Source organism: Nannocystis sp. RBIL2 (assembly GCF_026626745.1).
Lineage (GTDB): Bacteria > Myxococcota_A > Polyangia > Nannocystales > Nannocystaceae > Nannocystis.
Genome location: NZ_JAPNJW010000001.1, coordinates 3,494,602 through 3,518,168 on the forward strand (window position 1 = coordinate 3,494,602; position 23,567 = coordinate 3,518,168).

A 23,567-nucleotide genomic window follows, 5' to 3' on the forward strand; every position below is an offset into this window, starting at 1 on the left:
CTCGCTGCGACGAGGTGCGCGCCGCGATCGCCGACCGCCGTGAGCCGGATTGCCCGCGAGCAAAATTCGCAGTCGAGGTGAACGCCAGCTCGACCCGACCGGAGCCGGGCCGGCCTCACGCAGGCCCCTCTCGGTCTGCGCCACGAGACGACGGTGAGGACACTCGTGGCCTCCAGGTCGCGGTCACGCAGGAGCACCCTGCGCGTCCCGGCGCGCGTCGTGGCCCCTTCGACCACGCGAGCACCGTGCGCCGCGCCCTCGCTCGTTCCTGCGCGGCGAGTTCGCCCGCGGGCTGCGCGACCGGCCGCAGCGCCCGCCGCGGACGTCGGGCGACCAAACAAGAAGCGGCGGAGCACAATGCTCCGCCGCGGGTCCCCTCGGGCGCGATGCCGGTTCTGTGTTGCGGGGCGGTGAGCCCCGTCAGGGGTTTCCGGCCGTGGTGGGCCGGGTGCCACGGACGTGGCGTGGGTCAGTCGCCGGGCTGACCGGTGGGTGACGTACGGCGGCGCGGCGGCGCCGTCGCGGGTCGGTTCGCGGGGAGCGAACCGGTGAAGGGCGTGACTTTACGGCCGCGGTCGCGCGGCCGGGGGTGTCACTGCGTGTGCGCCCCGCAGAGCGCACACGGGAAGGGCGGCTCGGCGAAACGAGCCTCAGACCCCGGCAAAGGCTAGTGCGCACCTCCTGAAGAGCAGGACAGTCGAGGCGCAGCGCAAGTACTCCACACACAACGATCTGCTTGGTTCATCAGCTACCTCCTTTTGCCGGTGGCCTGAGGGTGACGGTCCAACCTTAGCAAGCTTGTGTGCGCTGGCAAAGAGTTGTGACGCCCCTCGCCCCCTCTCGCGGCGGACCCGGCGAACGGTGGCCGCGGATCCAGCGCGCGGGCGGGTTTGACAGTGCGCCGCCCCGCGTGGCAAGAGCCTCGGCGATGAGGTCCGCGTGGTGAGCTCCGAAGTGGTCCAGACCGGCCCCGATCACGCGCCGGTGTTCGCCGCTCCGGCCCGCTGGGGCCTGCGCATGCACTCCGGCCGGCTCGCGGTCGAGGACGTGGCGCTCGCCGAGATCGCCGCGGCCGTGGGGACGCCGACGTACGTGTACGGCGCCGGCGAAATCGCCGCTCGCTTTCATGCCCTGGCCAGCGCGTGCCGCTCGCACCCGACGCTGGTCGCCTACGCGGTCAAGGCCAACAGCAGCCAGGCGGTGCTCGCTCACCTGGCGCAGCTCGGCGCCGGGGCCGACATCGTGTCCGGCGGCGAGCTGCGGCGAGCGCTGGTGGCCGGCGTCCCGGCCGACAGGGTCGTGTTCTCCGGGGTCGGCAAGCTGGACGAGGAGCTGGACGCGGCGATCGCCGCCGGGGTGCGGTCGATCAACATCGAGTCGGTGGCGGAGCTCGACCGCGTGGCGGCCCGCGCCCGCGCCCTCGGCCGCGTGGCCTCCGTGGCCCTGCGGCTCAACCCCGACATCGACCCCGACACCCACCCGTACCTGGCCACCGGCCTGCGCGAGAGCAAGTTCGGGATCGCCATGGGCGACGCCGCGGCCGTGGCCGCCCGCGCCCGCGCGCTGCCGGAGCTGCGCCTGGTGGGTCTGGCCTGTCACATCGGCTCGCAGATCCTCGAGGCGTCGCCGTTCCTGGCCAGCTTCGAGCGCCTGTGCGGCCTCGTGCGCGCGCTGCAGGCGGACGGGGCGCCGCTGCGCCAGCTCGACCTCGGCGGCGGCATGGGCATCACCTACGCCCCCGGCGACCGCGAGCTCGACGTCGAACGCCTCGGCGCCGCCCTCACCGCCGCGGTCGCGCCCCTCGGCCTCGAGCTGGTCTTGGAGCCAGGTCGCTACCTGGTCGGCAGCGCCGGGGTGCTGCTCACGCGGGTGATCGGGCGCAAGCGCAGCGGCGAGCGCGAGTTCGTGATCGTCGACGCGGCGATGAACGACCTGCTGCGCCCGGCCCTCTACGGCGCGTACCACCCGATCGTCCCCGTCGAGGCGGCCGCCGGCGAGCGCCCGACGATCCGCGCGGACATCGTCGGGCCGGTGTGTGAATGCGGCGACTTCCTGGCCCAGGACCGCCTCGTCGCCCCAGCCGAACCCGGCGAGCTGCTGGCGATCCTCAGCGCCGGCGCCTATGGCATGACCATGGCCTCGACCTACAACACCCGCCCGCTGGCCGCCGAGGTCATGGTGCACGGCGGCCAGTTCGCGGTCACGCGACCGCGCAAGACCGTCGACGCGCTCATCGCCGAGGAGCAGCTCCCGGCCTGGCTGGCGCGCTGACGCCTGTCTCTCGGGACATGTCGTTCGCCGACCGGCGCCAAGGCTGTCTCTCGGGACATGTCTTCGGAGACGAGGAGCTCCTGTCCCTCGGGACATGCGAGTCGAAGACGCGAAGTCGCCTGTCTCTCGGGACATGCCGCTCGCCCGGGGTGAGCGCGGCCGTCGCTCGCGTGCTACGAGGGCCGGCGTGACGCGGCCCATCGACCCCCGGCTGCACGACGCCAAGCGGGCGGCGATCCTCGACGCCGCCGAGCGCCTGGTGGCGAGGAAGGGCTACGACGCCATGTCGCTGCAGGACCTGCTCGACGCGCTCGGGATGTCGAAGGGCGCCTTCTACCACTACTTCGAGTCCAAGCCGGACGTCCTCCTGGCGCTGGTGGAGCGCCGGACCGCGGCGGTCGAGGCCGACCTGCGCGCGCTCGTCGAGGACCGCGGGCTGTCCGGTCGCGACAAGCTGGAGCGCCACTTCGCCGCCGTCGACGACTGGAAACACGACGAGGGACGCATCGTCGTCGACGTCGCCCGCTCGTGGTACGCCGACGAGAACGCGCTGCTCCGCCACCGACTGCTCGTCCACGGCCTCGGGCGCGTCACCCCGTTGCTCGCGCAGATCATCCGCCAGGGCGTCGACGAGGGCGCCTTCACGGCCCCCGACCCCGAGCAGACGGCCCGGATGCTCCTCTGTCTCCGCCACGACCTCGGCCGCGCCATCGCCGAGGCAGTGGTCGCCGACCCGCATGGCGAGCCCGACATCGCCCGAATGGCCGAGGCGACCGCCGACGCGATCGAGCGCCTGCTCGGCGCAGCACCCGGCTCGATCTGGCCGGCGGCCCGCGCCCTCCGGCGTCGCTCCGCCGCGACCTGAGCGGCGCCCTCGAGGCCAGCGCGCCGCGACCCGAAGCGGCCGCGCGCGTCATCGCGCGGGCTGCCCGACACACATCGCCTTGACACCCACTTCGCGTCGGTTATTCTTAGACTAACAGTCTACGAATCAACGACCCCCGCGGTCACGACCGAGGAGCAGCGCCATGCCTGCCACGCCAGAGTCGAGGGCCCGGACCCGCGCGTTCGCTCGCGTCATCGGTCCGTTCGTCCTCATCGTCCCGCTCATCATCGCAGTTCGCTTGCCGGCGATGGGCGACCTCGACTTCTTCGCCCTGCCGATCGTCGTCTGGCAATTCGGCGCGCTGCTGCTGGTCTCCGGGCTGATGATCATCGCCCATCATCCGTACTGGTCGAGCCGGCCGGCGATCGCGATCTCGCTGTTCGGCTGGTTCCTGGCGCTTCGCGGCCTCGCCCTGCTGGCGATCCCCGACGTCATGGCGCGCGGCGTGACGGCGTCGATGACGATGGTGCCTGCCGCGCAGGCCGGGTTCGCCGCGCTCGCTGCCGTCGGCGCCTGGCTGACCTTCGTCGGCTACCTCGCCCGCGCGCCCGCGCCCGCGCCCGCTCGCTGACGCGCCGAGACCCGCGCCAGACAGGTGCGCGCAGGCGGCGAAGCACGCGAGCTGCCGCCCCGTCAGCCTGCCCTCGACGAGCGCGGCCCCGTCGGCCCGAATCGGAGCGCACCACGACCCATCTTCGGGCACGGGCGCGCCCCTGCGCCTCGCCGAGGCGGCCGCGAGCGCGGACCACTGCGCACCGGCGATCGCGGCTGGCGTGCGCGGAACGGATTCTTGCGCCTTGTCGCCGGCGCTGGCTATCGTCCGCGCGATCGAGACTCTCATGACTCATTCGCGTGTACGCACCCTCTTCACCGACCTTCGTACCCGGCTGTTCGCCCTCGCCCTCGCGCCGCTGGCGGCGGTGGCCTGCGGCGGCGGCGAGGAGAGCGACGACGCCGGCGACGGCCCCGAGATCGACTGCGCCACCGCGACGGTCCCGAAGTTCTCGGAGATGTCGACCGTGTGGAACAAGTGCACCACCTGTCACGCCTCGACGCTCACCGGGGCGTCTCGCGTGAACGCTCCCGTCGGCGTCGACTTCGACACCTACGCCACCGCCAAGACCCACGCCGCGACGGCGATGCACGAGGTCTACGAGGGCGCCATGCCGCCGGCCGGCCTGCCCGCCCTGAGCGAGGACGAGGAGGACCAGCTGTACCGCTGGGCCAGCTGCGGCACCCCCGAGTGACCTGCCCCGAGGGGCATGCCCTTTTTGCCATGTTTTAAGGGACATGCCCCGACGGGCATGTCCCTCAAGCGTCGCCGGCGCTGAACTTGAGGCCGACGATGGCGACCACCAGCATCGTCAGGAACAGCACCCGCAGCGGCGCGACCGGCTCGCCGAGCAGCAGCATCCCGCCGACGGCCGCGCCGGCGGCGCCGATGCCCGTCCACACCGCGTAGGCGGTGCCGATCGGCAGCGACTTGCTGGCCTGGGCCAGCAGGGCGAAGCTGGCGATCAGGGCGACGACGGTGAGGATGGTGGCGACCGGCTTGTTGCGGACGTCGAAGCCATCGCTCCATTTGAGGCCGAGGGCCCAGCCGACCTCGAGCAGGCCGGCGACGAAGAGATACATCCACGCGGTGGACATGATGACGCGCTCCTTCCGCGTCGTCTTGTCCTCACCGGGTACGGCGCACCTCGTCCGGGCCCGCAGCGCGAGCTAGCTTCACTTTAGCCGCTCGCGCGCGCCGGGCCCGGCCGGCCCGCGTGAGCCAACCGACCTGTCCTTCCGTACAGGCGCGGCGAGGGCGCCTCAGCCCGGCGGCACGAAGTTCTCGCAGGCCTGGTCGATCACCGCGATCGCGTCGTGGAAGAACGGCTGGAACGAGGCGGCGCAGATCTGGCCGATGCTGCCGTAGGTGAACATCTCGGCGAAGTCGATGATGCGGTGGGCGATCTCGGCCGCGCTCTCGCACTCGGGGTTCTCGGGGCCGATCAGCGCGAGGGTGACGATGTTGGTCTCGATCCCGCCCTTGAGCGCCACCAGCTCATTGAACCAGTCGGGCGGGTCGCCGGACGAGCCGTCCTCCTCCTCGTCGGTGATGACGACGAGGACCAGCAGCGCGTCCTCGCGGACGAAGCCCTCGTTGCACTGGCCCGGCTGGGCCAGGTCGGGCCCGAGCGCGCGCAGGGCCGCCTGCAGCGGCTTCTCGTTGCTGTCGCCCGTCGTGCCGACCTGGGCCGCGCAGGCGAAGCGGGTCGCCAGGTCGTCCTGCTCCGTCATGTAGCGCTTGCCGCTGACGTACGGGCCGCAATATTGGTTGCTCGAGTTGCTGCCGTCGGTCTGGGTGATGAGCCCGCCGAGCACGCCGTCGCACGGGTTCTCGTTGCCCTCGTACTTGTCGGTCGACACCACCCCGATGTGCAGGCTCTCCGCGTCTACCAGCTGTTGCTGGATCTCCTGTACGAAGCCCGGGAAGCTCGCCACCAGGTTGTCCTGCTCGTCCTTCATGCTCGCCGAGTTGTCGACCACGAACAGCAGGTCGACCTTGAGGCACGCCTTCGGCTCCGGCGGCGGCCCGGCGTCGGGCGTCTCGCCGATGTCGAACTTCGGCCCGCCGGCGCCGGTCGGGTCGGGCGCGCTGCTGCCGTCGTCGCCGGTGGCGCCTGCGGTCGTGCCGGTGGTCTCGCCGGTCGACGTCGGCGTCCCCGAGGACGTCGCGTCGTCGGTGGTCAGCGGCAGCGTGCCCACGCTCGAGACGATCGCGGCGGTGGCCGAGGCGCGGCCGCTGCCGTCGTCGGAGCAGGCGGACAGCGCGAGCGAGGCGAGCGTGACGAGGGCCGCGGCGCGGAGCATGCCGCGACGGTACGACCGCGCTGCGACGCGCTCAAGACGAACGCTGCGTCGCGTTTGCGAGCCTCGACTTGCAGTTCTCGGGTCGGCGCCGATTCACAGGTTGCGGACCTGCCCGGGGGCGTCGCGGAGGAACGCCGTGCCGGCTGGTGGGAGCCCCGAGCGAGCGTCGCGGGTCCGCGGTCCGCGGGTCCGCGAGGCTCGCAGGCCTCAGGCCGCGCGGCGGACCAGGTGGACCACCGCGAAGCGGGCGGCGTCGTCGGTCCACGCCTGGGTCAGGGTCAGACCTGCGCTGGAGGACATGCCCGAAAAGCCATCCAGCGTGTACTTGTGCGACAGCTCGGTCAAGATCGCCTCGCGGGCGCGGAAGCTGAAGCTGCGGCCGCCGACGCCGACGACCTGGTCGATCTTGCTGACCAGGTACATCTCGATGCGGCCCGCCGCCTCGTCGTAGACGGCGCGGTGGGAGAAGCGGCCGGGCTGGAACTCGCCGCCGAGCTCGCTGTTGATGCGGTGGAGCAGGTTGAGGTTGAACGCCGCGGTCACCAGGTCGCCGTCGTTGTAGGCGGCCTCGAGCACGCGCTTCGACTTGACGAGGTCGATGCCGACGAGCGCGCCCTCGCAGCCGGGCGCGCGGGCGATGTTCCGCAGCAGCGCGGTGGCCTCGGCCGGCTCGAAGTTGCCGATGGTCGAGCCGGGGAAGTACACCAGGCTGCGGCCGAGCGCGCCGACCGGCAGGCTGAACGGGCGCGTGAAGTCGGCGTGCAGCGGCAGCACCTTGAGCTTGGGGTACTCGGTCTGGATCGCCGCGCTGGCGGCCAGCAGCGGCTCGCGCGACACGTCGACCGGCACGTAGGCGGTGGCGTCGAGGTGGTCGAGCAGCAGGCGGGTCTTGATGCTCTCGCCGCTGCCGTACTCGACGATGATGCGGCGCGGGCCGACGGCGGCGGCCATCTCCATCGCGTGGTCGCCGAGGATCTCGATCTCCGCGCGGGTCAGGTAGTACTCCGGGGTCTCGCAGATCGCCTCGAACAGGCGCGAGCCGCGGGCGTCGTAGAAGTACTTGGACGGCAGGCGCTTGGCCGGGCGCGACAGGCCCTCGATCACATCGGCGAGGAACCCGTCGGCCGGCGCCTGCGTCGCCTCATCGAGCGTGCGTGGGAGCGGTCGCATCATGCATCCTTGGTGAGACGGATCCCCGTGAACGGCCACCGTGCCCGGGGCGGAAAGAAATTGCGGTAGCTGGCACGCAAATGATCCCGCGGGGAAGCGCACGAACCGCCGCGGAGCACCATTTGGTTCGACATGAACTTCCCGTTGTATTCGCCGAGCGCGCCCTCCGGCGGGCGATAGCCCGGGTACGGCAGGTACGCGCTGGCCGTCCACTCCCACACGTCGCCGAACAGCTGCGCGGGCAGGTTTTCGGCCCGCGGCGGCGGGTCCGCTGCGGTCGGGTGGAGGCGGCCCGACTCGACGAAGTTGCCGCTGACCGGAGCGCGCTCGGCCAGCGCCTCCCACTCGAATTCGGTCGGCAAGCGGGCCCCGGCCCAGCGGGCGAACGCGTCGGCCTCGTAGTGCGACACGTGGACCACCGGCGCGTGCGGGTCGAGCGGGCGCGGGCCGCCGAGGGTCATCTGCCACCATGTCCCTTCGGACATGTACCAATACAGCGGCGCCGTCCAGCTCTCGGCCTGGACCTGCGCCCAGCCGTCGGACAGCCACAGCGCGCTGCGGCGGTAGCCGCCGTCGGCCACGAACTCCGCATATTCCGCGTTCGTCACGCAGCGCGACGCAAAAACGTAGGGCCGCCGCAGCGCCCTGTGGCGCGGGCCCTCGTTGTCGAAGTGGAAGCCGTCGCCGGCGTGGCCGACCTCGCCGACCCCGGCCGGCCCCGGGCACCAGCGCAGCGGCGCAGCCGGGTGTGACGACGGCGGCGCCGCGTCCGCCCGCAGCGCCGGGCGCAGCGGGTTCTGGGCGTACAGGTGCAGCAGGTCCATCAGGACCAGCTCCTGGTGCTGCTGCTCGTGCTCGAGCCCGAGGCGGACCCGCTCGGCCAGCCACGGCGGGCCGTCCTGCGCCAGCAGCCCTAGCATCGCCGCGTCGACGTGGGCCCGGTACTGCAGCACCTCGGCGCCGGTCGGCCGCGACAGCAGCCCGCGGCGCGGCCGGCTGAACTGCGGGCCGACGGCCTCGTAATAGGAGTTGAAGAGGACCTCGAACTCGGGGTGAAACGGCCGGTAGTCGGCGCGCGCCGGGCCGAGCACGAAGGTCTCGAAGAACCACGTCGTGTGCGCGAGGTGCCACTTGGCCGGGCTCGCGTCGGGCATGCTCTGGACCACGAGGTCCTCGGCGGGCAGCCCGGCGACCAGCGCCTCCGTGGCCGCGCGCACGCGGGCGTAGTCGCCGCGCACTCAGAACCTCCCGCCGAGGGCGACCCCGAAGCCCTGTCCCGAAGGACCTGCTCCCAAGTGCAGCTGACCGCGGCGGGCCGTCTTGCGCCCCTGGCCGGTGTCCTGCCGCTCGAGCGTCTTGAGCTCGGCGCGCGACGACAGGGCGTCGACGGCCATGAACGCCGAGCCGGCCAGCCCGAGGCCGCCCGCCAGGCTGGTGACGCCGACGAAGCGCAGCGGCTCCTTGTCGCCGTACTGGCCGATCAGCCACAGCATGCTGAACACCGCCGCGCCGGCGTAGAGGGCGTAGCCGAGGCCGCGCGCCCAGATCTTGCCGCGCACGCGCAGGTCCCGGCTGGTGCTCGCGCCGCCGATGGCGACGATCGGCGTGCCGAGCAGCGTCGTCGTCAGGCCGAGGCCGGCGTACATGAAGTGCTTGATGTTGTGATCGCTCGGGTCGGGCTTGCCGGCGCGGCCGGCGTCGTACAGCACGCCCATCAACATGCCGACCGCCGAGAAGCCGATGCCGACGCCGGCGCCGACGCGGGCCCACTCCGACGGGGTCGACTCGCGGCCCTCGACGCACTCCCACGAGTTCTCGTGCACCGCGGTGACGGCCCCCAGCGGGGCCTGCTGCGCGCCGTTCTTCGGGTGCACGTAGTAGACCGCCGACTTGTCGGCGCGGGAGAAGGTCACGCACTCGCGCCCCGCGGTGCCGAGGATCACCAGCACCCGCCGCCCGCCCAGCCGCTGCCACTGCGCGTCGGTCAGCGGCGCCGGGTAGTAGCGCGGCATGTCGTCGACGGCCGGCGCGGGGGCCGGCGCCTCGGCCGTGGCTGCCCCGGCGGCCACCTCGGTCCCCGCGACCGAGTGGTGGATCAGCGTGACCTGACCTTCGGGCAAGGTCCCATCGAACATGTCCGAAGCGCCATCCACGAGCACCGCCTCGGGCCCGTCGTAGCTGCGCAGACCGGCGGGCGGGGCGAGGGCGAGCGACACGACGGCGAGCGCGACGAGCATGGCCACATTCTACACGGCCTTGGGCGGCGCCTGCAGCAGGGCCTCGACGACCCGCTCCAATCGCATGCCGCGGCTGCCCTTGACCAGGAGGGCGCCTGGCCGCTCGGCGAAGGCGGCGCGGACGGCCGCGACGAGGTCGGAGACGCAAAGTCCGGCGTGCCACGATGCGATCCCGCCGGCCTTGGCCGCGTCGGCGGCGGCCTGCGACTGGGTGCCGAAGGTGAACAGGGCGTCGAGCTTCAGCGCGGCCGCCAGCCGGCCGACCTCCGCGTGCAGCTCCGGGCCGCGCTCGCCCAGCTCGAGCATGTCGCCGATCACCGCGGCCAGCGGACCCGGCCGTGACGGGCGCAGCGCGGCCAGGCTGTGCAGCGCCGCGGTGACCGAGCCGGGGTTGGCGTTGTAGTTGTCGGCGATGAGCAGGTGGTGGTCGTCGAAGCGGAGCACCCGGCCGCGATCGCCGACCGGCTGGACCCCCTCGAGCGCCTCGATCATCGGCCCGACCGGACAGCCCAGGTGCAGCCCGACCGCCAGGGCGGCCGCCGCGTTGCGGGCGTTGTGGGCCCCGAACACCCGCAGGCTCAGGCGGATCTCCTCGCTGCCGCCGCGGGGTAATTGCAGCTGCAAGGTCGCGTGGGTCCGCTCGTCGAGCTCGACCCCGAGGATGCGCACCGCCGCGTCCGGACCTTCCCCGAAGCGCAGGATCGAAAGGCCAGGCGGGAAGTGCGGCGGCAGCAGCGGCTCGTCGTCGGGGACCACCGCGACTCCGTCCGCCCGCACGTGGCGCAGCGGCTCGGCCTCGGCGGCGGCGATCGCCTCGAGGCTGCCCATGAACTCGAGGTGCTCGAGCGCGACGCTGGTGATCACCGCGACGTCGGGGCGCACCACCGCGGCCAGGCGCTCGTTCTCGCCGGGCGCGCTCATCCCCAGCTCGAGCACGATCGCCTCCGGATGATCGGGCCCGTTCAGCAGCGACAGCGGCACGCCGAGGTGGTTGTTGAGGTTGCCGCGGGTGGCCAGGACGCGGCCGTGGCGGCTGCGCAGGACCGCCTCGATCAGCGCGCGCGTGGTCGTCTTGCCGTTGCTGCCGGAGATCGCCACCACCGGGCCGCTGCAGCGCTCGCGGGCGGCGCGGCCGAGGACCGTCAGGGCCGCGAAGGTGTCGGCGACCTCGATCACGGTGACCGTCGGCTCGTCGGGCAGCGGGTGCCCCGGGGCCTGCAGGACCGCCGCGGCGCCGGCCCGGATCGCGTCGGGGATGAACGCGTGACCGTCGCGGGCGGCGACGATCGGCACGAACAGGCCGCCGGGCACGGGGTCGCGGCTGTCGACGAAGGCGCCGCGGATCTCCCGCGAACCCGCGCGGAGCAGGCGTCCGCCGGTGGTCGCGGCCAGGGTCTCGGGGGTGAAGTGCACGCCTGACCGTTAGCACCCCGACGCGTCGGCGCGCCACTCTTCGGCTGGGCCCGCCGCGGCGGCTGCGCAGCGGCCCTGCGGCGAGGCGAGGGCGCGGGTCATCGGGGGTCGTCGGCCCGTGACGGGGCGAACGTCCCCCGCCCGGTCCGCGCGGTCGCGGCGGCCGCCGGTCCGGCATTTGTCCCATCATATGTCTTTATGGACATGTCCCTTCGGCCTTGTGGTAGCGCAGCTCGCCGTTCCGCGCCGGTCGCTGCGGCCCTCGCTCGCCCTCGCTCGCCCCGCTGCCGCGCGTGGACGCGCGCCTGCGTCGCAGCCGTCACGGGGCCGTGGCCGCGTCGACGCCGGGTCATGCTAGCCTCGTGGATGGGCAACCCCATGCATACGCTGGTCCTCGATCCCGGCTTTCTGCCGATCAAGGTCATCTCGTGGCGGCGTGCCCTGTGCCTGAGCTTCCTCGACAAGGTCGAGGTCATCGCCAGCTACGAGCGCGAGGTCAGGACCATCAGCCACAGCTACCCCACGCCCTCGGTCGTCCGCCTGCTGCACGCCGCGCGGCCGGGCCCGCAGGTGGTCCGGTTCTCGCGCAAGAACGTGTACCTGCGCGACAATCACCGCTGTCAGTATTGCGGCGTCCAATACAGCGACCACGAGCTCACGCTCGACCACGTGGTCCCGCGCGTCGACGGCGGCAAGACCACCTGGACCAACGTCGTCACCGCCTGCGGCGCCTGCAACCGGCGCAAGGGCGGGCGCACTCCCGAGCAGGCCGGCTTGCCGCTGCGCACCCGCCCGGCCCGGCCCAAGTGGACCCCGATGACTCTGGCCCAGCGCCTCCCGACCCACGACGTCCCCGAGGCCTGGCGGGCCTGGCTGGGCGCCGCCTGAGGCCGCCCGCGACCTGTCCTCGGGGACACGTCTCCGCCGCGGCCGAGCCCGCCGTCGGGCCCGCGGCGCAGGAACCGCCGCGCCTCGCGGAGATTTCCGAGCTGTCTTCCGGGACACCTCGGCGCCGCGCCAGCTGTCCCGCAGGACAGCTCAACCCGGGATCGTCGTCATGCACTCGGTGAGCGGGCCGGCGAGGCCGCTCCAGCCGTTGTAGCCGCTATTGAGGTCGAGGTCGGGGCCGGTGACCAGCGGCCGCGTGTTGGAGAAATCGCCGAGGTCGACCTCCATCAGCTCGGCGCCGGCGTCGCCCTCGCCGGAGCTGAGGATGTAGAGGCGCGGCTGCAGGTCGTCGAACAGCGGCCCGCCGAGCGCGTGGATCCCCCACGTCCCGTCGGTGTCGGCCAGCTGCATGCCGGTGCCGGTCGTGTAGTCGATCTGCCACAAGTTGCTCGAGTCCATGGCGAAGCCGAGGCTGTCGCTGACCTCGCCGTCGACGATGCCCGGCGACATGTCGTCGATGTCGGCCACCGACGCGTTGCCGAGGTCGGTGATGACCTCGAACGCCAGGTCGCCCTGCAGGTACGCGCCGGTGAAGCGGAGCAGGCGGTTGCCCTCGTTGTTGCCCACGTCCTCGCCGGTGTCCATGAGGTAGACCCGGCCGTCGCAGTCGGTGTAGAGCGCCTCGATGCGGATCGGCTGGTCCTGGCCGTCGTTGGGCACGGTCCCCAGCAGCGTCGCCTGGGCCGGCGTGTTCTCGGTGGTCGGCGGCTCGGGGATGTGGAAGATCTGGGTCCCCTCGGCCGACTCGCGCGAGCCGATCAGCGAGCCGTCCTCGAGCATCGTCAGGCCGTTCTGGCCGTGGATCAGCGGCTCGTCGGCGACCAGCTCGTTGTGGACGAGCGTGACGACCGAGCCGTCGGCGGGATCGATCTGGATGTAGATGAGGTGGTTCTCCACCGAGTACCAGAGGTTCGGCGTGTCCCACAGGACGTTGCCGCCGGTCGTCTCGGTGGTCGTCGTGTCGGTCGTCGTCGTCGTCGTCGCGTCGGTCGTCGTCGTCGTCGTCGACGTCGTCGCGTCAGTCGTCGGCAGCGCCTCGGTGGTCGGCCCGGTGGTCGTCGTCGTGCTCGCGTCGCTGGTACCGAGCGTGGTGTCGGTCGCGGTGGTCGTCTCGCCGTCGCTCGTGGTGTCGGTTGTCCCGGCGGTCAGCGTCGTCGCAGTCGACGCGTCGGACCCCGCCGTATCGGTCGAGACCGGGTCGCTCGGGGTGCAGGCAGTGAAGCCGAGCGGAGCGACGAGAAGGGACAGGAGCGCGGCGCGGGTGGCGTAAGTCATCGGCAAGCATTCACCTCGTTCGAGACGTCGGTCGCCCAGTGTCGCGGCGCCCGCCCGGCTTGTCCAGGCGGGCGCATGTCGGCCGCGAGCGCAGGTGTTCGCACCGCACGCGCGGCCGCCGGGCCCGCGCGCTCCGGCGCTCGCCGATGCGCGCGACGAGCTCGCCCGGGGTTTGCGAATGCGGCGCGCCGCCGAGACCGCGAGCGCGCGACTCTCTGTCTCGAAACTAAAATGTCTGAAAGGACATATCCATCGACGCAGGCGCTCGCTCTCTCCGCTCGCCCGCTCGCGGCTCGCCGGTCGGGGTCGCGCCGTGCCGACCGGCGCTTCGCTCGCGCGCTGGAGCTCCGCGTCAGCGGCTCGCCGAGCGGCGTTCGCTTCACTTCGATGTCCGATTCTCGACCTCGCACGCGCCCACGAGCCACGTCCGCCGGGCCTCGCATCGACGGCGCCGCGGACCTCGACTCGCGCGAGCGCCGTCCCGCCTGCGCCACGAGTCGCCGTCACCTCCGCGACCTCGCACTCGCGCACGAGCGACGTCCGCGCGCGCCGCGAGTCGACGCGCCGCTGGATCTCCGCCGCGCCCCTCGAGCCGCCGACCTCCAGACCTCGCACTCGCGCACGAGCGACGTCCGCGTGCGCATCGCTCACGAGTTCCACGTCCGTCGGCCGTGCTTCCGCGTCGCGCGATCGGCGTCCACCGACACGACGTTCGCATGACTGTCGCGACCGCGCCGCGAACCTCTCGCGAAGCAGCGAAGTCGGGTGCGAGTCGGACGAGCGGACTCGCTCGATCACCCGAAAGCGGCCCCGCCGACGTGCGCTGGCTCATTTTTGACAGTGAAAATCATTTTCACTATTAACTCCGCCTCATGACGAACAAACAAGCGGTGGCTCTCGGCGACGTCAGCGAGACGCTCATGATCCCGCTGTGGTGCCGGGCGATCGAGACCTCGCGGAGGCGGCCGATCCTCCGCGACCCGCGGGCGCAGGAGATCGTCGCGCAGCTGGACTACGACTTCGAGCGGCGGTTCGCGTCGCAGCGTGACCTGGCCTTTCGGGCATGTCTGCGGACCGTCATGATCGACCGGTGGGTCCAGGAGTTCTTGCGCATGCACCCGGGCGGCACGGTCGTCGAGATCGGCACCGGGCTCAACACCCGGTTCGAGCGGGTCGACAACGGCGCCCTGCGGTGGTTCGACGTCGACCTGCCCGACTCGCTGGCGCTGCGGCGGCGGTTCTTCACCGACACCGCGCGGCGGCGCATGGTCGTCGGCGCGTTCGGCGACGACGACTGGCTGGCGCAGCTCGGGTCGGCCGGCGACGGACCGTTCCTGTTCATCGCCGAGGCCGTCCTCGTCTACCTGACCGAAGAGACAGTCCGTCGCGGCCTCAACGCGATCGCGGCCGCCTACCCCGGCAGCCAGTTCGTGCTCGATACCGTCACGCGCAGCGCGATCGCCAGCCAGGCCCGGCCGATGATGCAGACCTACCGCGCGCCGTTCGTGTGGGGCTGCGACGACCCGCGCACCATCGAGGCCTGGGGCCGCCACCGCTGCCTCGACTCGATGACCATGCTCGACCTCCCGCCCGAGCTGCGCAGCCGCGTCCCGCTCAAGCACCGCCTCGCGTTCTCGTACCTGCGCGCGCGCAAGCCGGCGGTGCTCCGCTCGCACGCCCTGCACCGCTTCGAGCTGCGCCCGCCGGCGTCCGCCTGAGGCCACGGGCCGCTCGCACGGGCGCTCGTCCCGATTCCACGCAGCGGCGCGCCACTTCGAGGTGGCGCCCGTCGGCGTCCCCCCGGTCCTCCGATGTGCCGGCGGCCCCACACGACATGGCCTGAAGGACATGTATGAATCGCCCGCCTCTCCGACCCCACGACTCCGCCACCGGCGGCGCGAGGCCCTTCGCGGGGTCTTCCGGCGACATGCCTCTCGAGACATGTCATTCCCAGCCGTGAGCCATGCGCCCTGCGCGATCGCGCCTTGCGACGTCGAGGCCGTCGACGCGAACGAGTTCACGGCAGTGTCACGATTCTGATTATCAAAATCCTACCTCTGTGGCGCAAATACCCCTGAGAATTCTCTCCCGAGCGCGTCACGATTAATTTTGAAAATCATTATCTCCTGAAAGTACTTTCCGGCCTATGCGAACGACCTTGCGACGACCCTTCGGTGTCCTGCTGAGCGCGGCGTGCCTGCTCGCGTGCGGCACCACCAACCCGGCGGACGAGACCGCGACTGGAGCGACCGCGACCGCGGCCGACGCCACGGGTCCGACCACCGGCACCGGCGCCGGCACCGGCACCGACGCGAGCACCGGGTCGAGCAGCGACGCGAGCACCGGCCCGACCACCGGCGGCACCTCCGATCCCGGCGAGGCTCAGTGTCAGGCCGACCTGCAGGACTGCCCCGACGACTTCAAGTGCGTGCTGCGGCGCGGCGCCGCCGACTGGGAGTTCGTGTGCTTGCCGGTCCAGGGCGACAACGCGGCCGGCGACAGCTGTCATCACGACGGCGTGATCGCCGGCACCGACGACTGCGACGAGACGTCGTGGTGCATCGGCTCGTTCGACACCACCGGCGCGCCGTGGGAGGGCCTGTGCTACCCGCTGTGCGTCGGCGACGTGTGCGGCAACGATCAGCGCTGCGTCAGCATCGGCGCGCTGCCGGTGTGCGCCCCGGTCTGCGACCCCCTGCTCGCCGTCGGCTGCACCGCCGACGAGGCCTGCATCTTCCGTGAGCCCGAGGGCTTCGTGTGCTTCCCGCAGGGCGTCGACGGCCACGCGATCGGCGAGGACTGCGAGACCGCGATCAGCTGCGCCCCCGGCCTGCACTGCGCGCAGCGGGTGGTCGGCTGCCCGCCCGACTCGTACTGCTGCACCGACTACTGCGACACCGAGAGCGGCGAGAACACCTGCACCGCCAAGAGCATGGGCGCCACCTGCGAGTCGATCGGCGCCACCGCGCCCGAGCAGGCCCACGTCGGCGCGTGCGTGATCCCGGAGTGAGCCATGACCACGCGCGACGAGACACGACTGGGTGAGCGCGACGACGCGGCGTTCGAGCCCGCCAGCCGGGCCCTGCTCAGCGCCCTCCTGCGCGAGCTCGACGGCTGGACGAGCGAGCGCGCCCCCGGGCGCGAGTGGCTGCGCCTCGACATGCCCGCGCAGGGCGGCGCGATCGAGGTCCCGCTGGCCCGGCCCGCCGGCGTCGGTCGGGTCGCCGCTGGCCAGGCCCGCTGGCGGGACGCCGGCGGCGCCAGCGAGCCGCTGCCGCTCGCGCGGCTGATCGCGCGCCTGGTCGAAGAGCCAGGCGTCGCCGCCGCCCTCGGCCTGTCCTCCGGGCCAGGTCTCGATCGCTTCGTCGCCCGCGTGCGCGCCAGCGCGGCCAACCTCGAGGCCACCCTCGCGGCCCGCGCCGCCGACCTCGACGCCCTGTTCACCGGGCCGCTCGGCTTCATCGAGGCCGAGCAGGGCCTGCTCCTCGGCCACTCGGTCCACCCGGCCCCGCGCCTGCGCGAGGGCCTCGGCGACGGCGACGAGGCCCTGGTGCCCGAGCTGCGCGGGCGCACGCCGCTGTGCGTGTGGGCGGTCCGCCGCGAGCGGCTGCTGCACGGCGGCGACGATCCGCACGCCCTGCTGGCCCGCCTGATCGCCAGCGACCCCGCGTGGGCCGCCCAGGCCGCGACCGTCGGCCCCGAGTTCGTGATCCTGCCGCTGCACCCGCTGCAGCACCGCGCCCTGCTCGACGATCCTGTTCTCGACGGCGGCCGGCGCCGCGGCGACCTCGTCCCGCTCGGCCCGCTCGGCCGCGCGTGGGCGGTGACCTCGTCGCTGCGCACCCTCCACGCCGACGGCGCGCCGTTCATGCTCAAGCAGTCGCTGCCGGTCCGCCTCACCAACTCGCGCCGCACCCTGTCGCTGGCGGAGCTCGACCGCGGCCTGCTGCTCGGGCGCATCCTCGGCGACACCGACGCCCCGCTGCCGCGCCACCCCGACTTCCACATCCTGCGCGAGCCGGCGTGGTTCGGCCTGCGCGGGGACGACGATCAACCTGGCCCTTCGGTCAGCTTCTTCGCCCTGCGCGACAACCCGTTCCGCGCCGACCAGCCGGCCGAGATGCTGGCCACCCTGCTGCAGGACGACCCTCGCAGCGGCCGCAGCCGGCTCGCCCTGCGCCTCGAGCGGGCCGCCGCGCAGCTCGGCGTGCGTCCGATCGCCCTCGCAGAGAAGTGGTTCGAGCGCTTCCTCGCCGTCGTGTTCGCGCCGATCGTCGCCGCCCAGGCCGAGCTCGGCCTGCTGCTCAGCGCGCACCAGCAGAACCTCGTGATCGGCCTCGCCGACGACGGCCTCACGCCGACGCGCGCGTGGTTCCGCGACGCCCAGGGCACCGCCTACACCGATCTGGCCCTGCGCCGCCACGGCGAGCGCGTCCCGGGCCTCGAGCGGGCGGTGTTCCGCTCGCCGCTGGCCGAGCGGGTGTGGGCCTACTCGGTCGTCATCAACGGCGTGTTCAACACCGTCGCCTCGCTGGCGATGATCCCCGGCCTCGACCAGGGCCTGCTGCTCGAGCACCTGCGCGCCTGCCTGCAGGGCCTGCGCGCGCAGGAGCCCGCCGACCCGCGCGCGATCGACTACCTGCTGCAGTCGCCCGAGCTGTGGACCAAGGCCAACGTGCGCTGCTTCGCCAGCGGCGTCGACGAGGTCTCGCTCGCCGACCCGCTGACGATCTACCGCGCCATCCCGAGCCCGCTACACCGCGCGCCCGCGGACCTGCCCGCCCCGACCTCCGGCCGCGCCGCCGACTTCGCCGGCGGGGACGCGCAGGTCGACTTCTCGCAGGTCACGCCTTCGCAGTTCCGCGGGCAGATCGACGCGCACGCCTTCACGCTCACGCTCGCCGACGGCCACGCGACCGTGCAGTGGCAACAGTTCGATCCGCGCGCGCGCGACCTGCTGAGCGATCGCCTGTTCACCGGCCGCCTCGGCCTGCGTCACCTCGCACATGTCCACGAGGACAGCCGCGAGGTCATCGCACGCGAGGCCTTTTATCAGCGGCCGCTGTGGCACCACCGCGGCGAGCGGCTGCCGGAGGCCACGCCGCTCGTGCAGACCGGCGCGATCGTCCACCCGCTGCGCACGGGCGACGGCGAGTCACTCCTCTATCGCCGCCACTGCGCGGCGATCGATCGCACCTTCAGCCTGCGTCGCTTCGACATGGCGCGCGACCTCGACCTGTTCTGCGAGTGGATGAACGACCCGGTCGTCGCCCAATTCTGGGAGCAGGCCTGGCCGCGCGCGCAGCTGGTCGACTACATCGAGCAGCGCCAGGCCGACCCGCACACGATCCCCGCGATCGGCTACTTCGACGAGCGCCCGGTCGCCTACTACGAGATCTACTGGGCCAAGGAAGATCGGCTCGGCCCGCACTACGCGGCCGACGACTTCGACCGCGGCTTCCACATGGCGATCGGCGACGCCGAGGTGCGGCACCGCGGCTGGGGCCGGCAGTGGTTCCTGTCGATGGCGCACTACCTGTTCCTCGACGACCCGCGGACGCAGCGGCTGGTCGGCGAGCCGCGCGTCGATCAGGCCCGCGTGCGCAGCTGGGCCAACACCACCCCGTGGGAGGAGTGGGGCGAGGTCCGCTTCCCGCACAAGACCGCAGTGCTGATGGTGCTCACCCGCGAGCGCTTCTTCGCCAGCTTCGAGGACTAGTGTCGTGAACCCCGGCGAGACATCCGAGTGGCGCGAGCACGCCCGCCTGGCCGGCCGCCGGCGGCTGGCGCAGGCGATCGGCGAGCTCAGCTTCGAGGGCCTGCTGCACCCGCGGGCCCTCGGCGGCGATCGCTGGGCGATCGACCTGTCCGAAGGGACATTTTATCAATTCACCGCGCGGCCGAGCGCCTGGGGCGGGCTGCACGTCGACGCCGCGGGCATCACTCGCCGCGTCGGCGACGGCCCCGAAGAAGCCGCCGAGTCACCGGTGCAGTTGGTCCTCGACGCCCGCGCCGCGCTCGGGGTCGGCGCCGACGCCCTGGCCGAGTTCCTCGAGGAGCTTCACAACAGCCTGCTGGCCGAGACGAACCAGTGCGCGCGCCTTTCGACGATGCGCGCCCCGGAGCTCGCCTCGCTCTCGGGCGCCGCGCTCGAGCAGCACCTCGACGGCCACCCCAAGTTGATCGCGCACCGCGGCCGCGTCGGCTGGGGCGTGGCCGATCTGGCCGCGCACGCCCCGGAGTCGGCCGCCCGCGTCCACCTGCACTGGCTGGTCGTCGCTCCCGAGCTGGCCCGCTGCAGCGGGATCGCCGGGCCGGGTCGGCTGCAGCTCGTCGACGAGAGCTGCGACGCCGACGCCCGCGCGCGCCTGCTCGAGCAGCTGCACGCGCGCGCCCCCGGCCTCGCAGACAGCGGCGTGCTGGTGCCGGTGCACCCGTGGCAGTGGCAGCACCACCTCGCCGCGCAGTACGTCGGCGCCCTCACCCGCGGCTCTGTCGTCTCGCTCGGCAGCTTCGGCGACGCCTACGCCCCGCGCCTGTCGATCCGCACCCTCGCCGACGCCTCGCGCCCCGAGCGGGCCGACGTCAAGCTGGCGCTGACGATCCTCAACACCTCGTGCTGGCGCGGCCTGCCCGGCGAGCACGTCGAGCAGGGCGTCGGCATCGGCGCCGCGCTGCGCCGACGCGTCCAGGGCGACCCGCGCCTGCACGGCGTCCACGTGCTCGGCGACCTCGGCGGCGTGCACGTGCCGCAGCCCGAATTCGAGGCCCTCGGCGGCGCGCCCTATCGCCTGCGCGAGCAGCTGGGCGCCCTGTGGCGCGAGAGCGCCAACCCGCGGCTCGGCCCCGAGGAGCGCGAGGTGGCCGCGGCGGCGCTGCAGCAGACCGACCTCCATGGCGAGCCGCTGCTGCGCACGTGGGTCGAGCAGAGCGGCGCCTCGATCGTCGGCTGGCTGACCGCGCTGTTCGAGCGCACCGCGGTGCCGCTCTATCACCTGCTGTGCCGTCACGGCATCGGCGTGATCGCCCACGGGCAGAACCTCGGCCTGGTGCTGCGCGGCGGCCTGCCGACGGCGATCCTGCTGCGCGACGTCCACGGCGACGTGCGCCGGGTCGCCGACGACGGCTTCGATCACGAGGCGGCGCTGCGCGGGCTCAAGGCCCTGCCCGCCAACCAGATCGTGCACGACCTCTACACCGGCTACTTCGTCAGCGTGCTGCGCTTCGTCGCGCCGCTGTGCGAGCGCGGCTTCGGCCTGCCGGAGCGCGAGTTCCTGCGGCTCTTGTCCCGGGCGCTGCGCGATTACTGTGACTCGGTGCCGCGGGAGACGACGGCGCGCTTCGACCTGTTCCGTCCGGAGATGGAGCGGATCTGCTTGAACCGCGCGCGTCTGCGGATCGGCCACGGCGGCGGCGCCACGCGCCCGCTGCCCGCGCTCGGACCGCCGCTGCACAACCCGTTGGTGAGGGAGGTGGACGATGAACGATGAGATCGATCTCGCAGGCGTGGGCGTCGGGCCCTTCAACCTCAGCATCGCGGCGCTCGCCGACGAGCTGCCCGAGCTGCGCACCCGCTTCTTCGAGAAGCGCGAGCGCTTCGCCTGGCACCCGGGCCTGATGTTCCGCGGCTCGCGGATGCAAACCTCTTTCTTGAAGGACCTGGTCACCGCGGTCAGCCCGACCAGCCAGCACTCGTTCGTCAACTACCTGGTCCAGCACGGCCGCTTCCACGCGTTCCTGGCCCAGGAGAGCTCGGCCGTCGAGCGGGTCGAGTTCGCCGACTACCTCGGCTGGGTGGCGAGCCGGCTGCCGTCGCTGCGCTTCGGCGTCGAGGTCCGCGACGTCGCCCCGGTGCCCGGCGGCTTCGAGCTGCGCCACGACACCGGCCGCACGCGCACCCGTCACGTGGTCCTCGGGACAGGTCGGGTCCCGGCCGTGCCCGAGTGCGCGCGGGCCCACCTCGGGGCGAACTGCTTCCACGCGATCGACATCCTCGCGCGGCCGCTCGACCTGAAGGGCTCGCGGGTCGCGGTGGTCGGCGGCGGCCAGACCGGCGCCGAGGTCGTGCTCGAGCTGCTGCGCGGCAGCTGGGGCGAGGTCGCCGAGCTGAGCTGGGTGTCGCGCCGCCTCAACTTCGAGCCGCTCGACGAGAGCCCGTTCACCAACCACCTGTTCACGCCCGGCTTCGTCGCCGCCTTCCACGAGCTCGACCGGCCGCGCCGGCAGTCGCTGCTGGCCCGCCACAAGCTGGCCGGCGACGGCATCTCGCTGTCGACCCTGCGCGAGCTGCACGACCGCGTCTACCAGCTCGGCGCCCTGCGCTCCGGCCCGCGCGTCGAGCTGCTGCCGGGCCGTGAGCTGCTGTCGCTGAACCCGCGCGGGTCCGGCTTCGAGCTGCACACCCGCAACAACCTCGACGGCGAGCACGAGGCCGTCCCGGCCGACACGGTCATCCTGTGCACCGGCCTGCGCGAGCACCTGCCGCCGTGCATCGAGTCGCTGCTGCCCGAGCTCGAGCGCGACGAGCACGGCGGCCTGCAGGTCGACAACAACTTCGAGCTGCGCCGCCGCCGACCCGGCGACGGCCGGCTCTACATCGTCAACGGCGGCCGCACCACCCACGGGATCGCCGAGTCGCAGCTCAGCCTGATGGCCTGGCGCTCCGCGGTGATCCTCAACGACGTGCTCGGCCGGCGCCGCTTCGCCGTCGAGCAGGAGCGCGAGCTGGTGCGCTGGCGCGCCCGCCCGCGCGAGGACGCGAGGTCGCGATGAGCGACGCCCCGCGCAAGTCGGGCGCGCGCGCGCAGTTCGGCCTGGTCGTGCTCGCCGGCGCGGCCGCGGGGCTGCTCACCTGGCTCATCGCCCGCGCCTGGCCCGACCTGCCGGTCGAGCGCGCCACGGTCGCCAGCGTCGCCTTCATCCCGATCTGGACTTTGCTCGCCCTCGCCCTGGTCACCTGGCGCCGCCACGCCGCGCCCGGCTCCGGTCGGCGGCGCCTGTTCGCCATCCACCGCGGCCTCGGCGGCGCGCTGGCGCTCGCGGCCATGCTGATCTTCGGCTCGGGCGTCGGCGCCGTGCTCGACCGCGCCCTCGCGCGCTGGCAAGTCGTGCACGTCGCGGCCACCGACGTGCCCCCGGTCGGCGCGCAGCCGCTCGACGCGGTGCTCGCCGGCCTGCTCGCGGCCCAGCCGGCCCTGGTCCGCAGCGAGCTGTCGATCCACCCCGCCGGCCCCGAGCACCCGTGGATCGAGGTCGTCTACTTCGGCCCCACGCGCGAGCCGGTCCGCGTCGACTTCGACCCGATCACCGGCGCCCAGGTGGCCGAGGGCCGCGGCCCGCTGTGGGTCGTCCGCGACCTGCATCGCCACCTCCTGACCCAACCCCTCATCGGCGAGGCGGTGCTCGGCCTGCTCGGAGTCGCGCTGGCCCTGATCCTCTGCACCGGCCTGGCCACGCGCCGCGACTGGCTGCGCAACCTGGTCCGCCGGCGCCGCCCGGCCCAGCCGCTGGCCATGCGCATGCACCAGTGGGTCGGCTTCTTCACCTTGCCGGCCGCGCTGGTGTGGGCGTGGTCGGGCGCCTTGCTCGGCCTGACCCTGGTCGTCGTGCCGATCGTCGGCGGCGGGGCCTACGGCGGCGACCGGGTCGCCTTGATGCGCGACGTCCTCGCCACCGATCGCCCGCCGCTGGTCGACACCGCGGTGGAGCGGCCGAACCTGCAGCGCGCGCTCGCGGCCCGCTGCCCCGTCGTCGACGCGCACCTCGCCGACGCCGAGGTCCACCAGCTGCGCGTGCGTCACCCGGGCCTCGCCAGCGGCACGGTGCGCGTCGATCTCGAGGGCGACGGTCTGCTCGAGCGCGGCTCCTTCACCCGCGGGGCCGACGGCGCGCTGCGAGACTGTCGCGCCCTCCCGGCCGCCGGCCCCGGCCTGCAGGCCTTCATGGCCTCGGTCGTGCTGCACTACGGCGAGTGGGGTCCGGCGTGGCTGGTCGACCTCGCCTACGTCCTGCTCGGCGCCGGCCTCGTGGCCCTGTCGTGGCTCGGCGGGGTCCTGCTGGCGCGCCGGCGCGAACGCGACGGCGAGGCCCGCGCCGCCGAACGACTGCGGCGCTGGCTCGCCGGCCTCGGCTACGGCCTGCCGCTGGCGATCGCCACGCTGCTGCTGCTGTCGCGCGTCCCGGCGCTCGCGCGGGCCGAGAGCCTGGCCCTGCGGATGTTCGTGGCGGTGCTCGTGCTCGCGTTGCTGCTCGCGCGAACCTTCTCACGCGCCCCCGCGCTGCTCCACGGCGCCCTCGTGGTCCTGCTCGCCGCCGTCCCGCTCGCCGGCTGGCTCGTCGCCGGCGTCGCCCCGGGCCCCGTCGAGGTGGTGCTGGTCGTCCTCGCCGTCGCGCTCGTCGGCCTGCGGCGACGCCCCGTCGCACCGGCCTGAGTCCCCGAGGTGCACGCGCCCGCCGTCGTCGCACGCACCGGCCCGAGGACCCCGGCGACGGCCGCTTCGCGCTCACCT

The 23,567-nt window shown here is 73.0% G+C and carries 18 protein-coding genes and 1 riboswitch; of the genes, 11 read left to right on the forward strand and 7 right to left on the reverse strand.

Going from position 1 to position 23,567, the window contains the following annotated elements:
- Positions 1 to 1,017 precede the first annotated feature (1,017 nt).
- From lysA to OV090_RS13675, 4 genes are all read left to right on the forward strand, one after another.
- The gene (gene lysA / locus OV090_RS13660; protein ID WP_276604630.1) at positions 1,018 to 2,271 is read left to right on the forward strand and encodes a diaminopimelate decarboxylase; all 1,254 of its coding nucleotides are present in this window, start codon (positions 1,018 to 1,020) and stop codon (positions 2,269 to 2,271) included.
- 187 nt (positions 2,272 to 2,458) lie between these two features.
- Complete coding sequence (locus tag OV090_RS13665; protein WP_267704057.1) at positions 2,459 to 3,136, forward strand: TetR/AcrR family transcriptional regulator; 678 nt, start codon at positions 2,459 to 2,461, stop codon at positions 3,134 to 3,136.
- A gap of 163 nt (positions 3,137 to 3,299) precedes the next feature.
- The gene (locus OV090_RS13670; protein ID WP_267704058.1) at positions 3,300 to 3,728 is read left to right on the forward strand and encodes a hypothetical protein; all 429 of its coding nucleotides are present in this window, start codon (positions 3,300 to 3,302) and stop codon (positions 3,726 to 3,728) included.
- 268 nt (positions 3,729 to 3,996) lie between these two features.
- Positions 3,997 to 4,404: a hypothetical protein gene (locus OV090_RS13675; protein ID WP_267704059.1), complete on the forward strand. Its 408-nt coding sequence runs from the start codon at positions 3,997 to 3,999 to the stop codon at positions 4,402 to 4,404.
- 64 nt (positions 4,405 to 4,468) lie between these two features.
- Here OV090_RS13675 and OV090_RS13680 read toward each other — a convergent pair whose 3' ends face one another.
- From OV090_RS13680 to murF, 6 genes are all read right to left on the reverse strand, one after another.
- Complete coding sequence (locus OV090_RS13680; protein WP_267704060.1) at positions 4,469 to 4,807, reverse strand: multidrug efflux SMR transporter; 339 nt, start codon at positions 4,805 to 4,807, stop codon at positions 4,469 to 4,471.
- A gap of 14 nt (positions 4,808 to 4,821) precedes the next feature.
- Positions 4,822 to 4,885: riboswitch (guanidine-III (ykkC-III) riboswitch) on the reverse strand.
- A gap of 87 nt (positions 4,886 to 4,972) precedes the next feature.
- Positions 4,973 to 6,016 (reverse strand): hypothetical protein, encoded by a 1,044-nt coding sequence (locus OV090_RS13685; RefSeq protein ID WP_267704061.1) that lies wholly within the window; start codon positions 6,014 to 6,016, stop codon positions 4,973 to 4,975.
- A gap of 207 nt (positions 6,017 to 6,223) precedes the next feature.
- Positions 6,224 to 7,189, reverse strand: a complete 966-nt coding sequence (egtD, locus tag OV090_RS13690) for an L-histidine N(alpha)-methyltransferase (RefSeq protein WP_267704062.1) — start codon at positions 7,187 to 7,189, stop codon at positions 6,224 to 6,226.
- Complete coding sequence (egtB, locus tag OV090_RS13695) at positions 7,186 to 8,424, reverse strand: ergothioneine biosynthesis protein EgtB (protein ID WP_267704063.1); 1,239 nt, start codon at positions 8,422 to 8,424, stop codon at positions 7,186 to 7,188. Before egtB ends, egtD begins: the two co-directional genes overlap by 4 nt.
- Positions 8,425 to 9,423, reverse strand: a complete 999-nt coding sequence (locus OV090_RS13700; RefSeq protein WP_267704064.1) for a hypothetical protein — start codon at positions 9,421 to 9,423, stop codon at positions 8,425 to 8,427.
- Positions 9,424 to 9,432: 9 nt separating this feature from the next.
- Positions 9,433 to 10,836: a UDP-N-acetylmuramoyl-tripeptide--D-alanyl-D-alanine ligase gene (gene murF / locus OV090_RS13705; protein ID WP_267704065.1), complete on the reverse strand. Its 1,404-nt coding sequence runs from the start codon at positions 10,834 to 10,836 to the stop codon at positions 9,433 to 9,435.
- A 378-nt stretch (positions 10,837 to 11,214) separates the two neighbouring features.
- On the opposite strand from murF, the gene OV090_RS13710 reads away from it, so the two are divergent.
- A complete protein-coding gene (locus OV090_RS13710) occupies positions 11,215 to 11,724 on the forward strand; it encodes an HNH endonuclease (RefSeq protein ID WP_267704066.1) in 510 nt (169 codons plus the stop codon).
- Between the two features lie 150 nt (positions 11,725 to 11,874).
- Here OV090_RS13710 and OV090_RS13715 read toward each other — a convergent pair whose 3' ends face one another.
- Positions 11,875 to 13,059 carry a hypothetical protein gene (locus OV090_RS13715; protein ID WP_267704067.1) on the reverse strand — a complete coding sequence of 395 codons (1,185 nt, stop codon included), beginning with the start codon at positions 13,057 to 13,059 and terminating at the stop codon, positions 11,875 to 11,877.
- An 872-nt stretch (positions 13,060 to 13,931) separates the two neighbouring features.
- Here OV090_RS13715 and OV090_RS13720 point away from each other — a divergent pair.
- The 6 genes from OV090_RS13720 (at position 13,932) to OV090_RS13745 (ending at position 23,489) form a co-directional block, all read left to right on the forward strand.
- Positions 13,932 to 14,777 carry a class I SAM-dependent methyltransferase gene (locus OV090_RS13720; protein ID WP_267704068.1) on the forward strand — a complete coding sequence of 282 codons (846 nt, stop codon included), beginning with the start codon at positions 13,932 to 13,934 and terminating at the stop codon, positions 14,775 to 14,777.
- Positions 14,778 to 15,217: 440 nt separating this feature from the next.
- On the forward strand, positions 15,218 to 16,069 hold the full coding sequence (locus OV090_RS13725) for a hypothetical protein (RefSeq protein ID WP_267704069.1): 852 nt from the start codon (positions 15,218 to 15,220) through the stop codon (positions 16,067 to 16,069).
- A 3-nt stretch (positions 16,070 to 16,072) separates the two neighbouring features.
- Positions 16,073 to 18,778, forward strand: a complete 2,706-nt coding sequence (locus OV090_RS13730) for a GNAT family N-acetyltransferase (RefSeq protein ID WP_267704070.1) — start codon at positions 16,073 to 16,075, stop codon at positions 18,776 to 18,778.
- A gap of 4 nt (positions 18,779 to 18,782) precedes the next feature.
- Positions 18,783 to 20,549, forward strand: coding sequence for an IucA/IucC family protein (locus tag OV090_RS13735; protein ID WP_267704071.1), 1,767 nt, complete (start codon positions 18,783 to 18,785; stop codon positions 20,547 to 20,549).
- Positions 20,539 to 21,831, forward strand: coding sequence for a SidA/IucD/PvdA family monooxygenase (locus OV090_RS13740; RefSeq protein ID WP_267704072.1), 1,293 nt, complete (start codon positions 20,539 to 20,541; stop codon positions 21,829 to 21,831). Before OV090_RS13735 ends, OV090_RS13740 begins: the two co-directional genes overlap by 11 nt.
- The gene (locus tag OV090_RS13745) at positions 21,828 to 23,489 is read left to right on the forward strand and encodes a PepSY-associated TM helix domain-containing protein (protein WP_267704073.1); all 1,662 of its coding nucleotides are present in this window, start codon (positions 21,828 to 21,830) and stop codon (positions 23,487 to 23,489) included. The genes OV090_RS13740 and OV090_RS13745 overlap by 4 nt, the downstream gene beginning before the upstream one ends.
- The last annotated feature ends 78 nt before the right edge of the window (positions 23,490 to 23,567 follow it).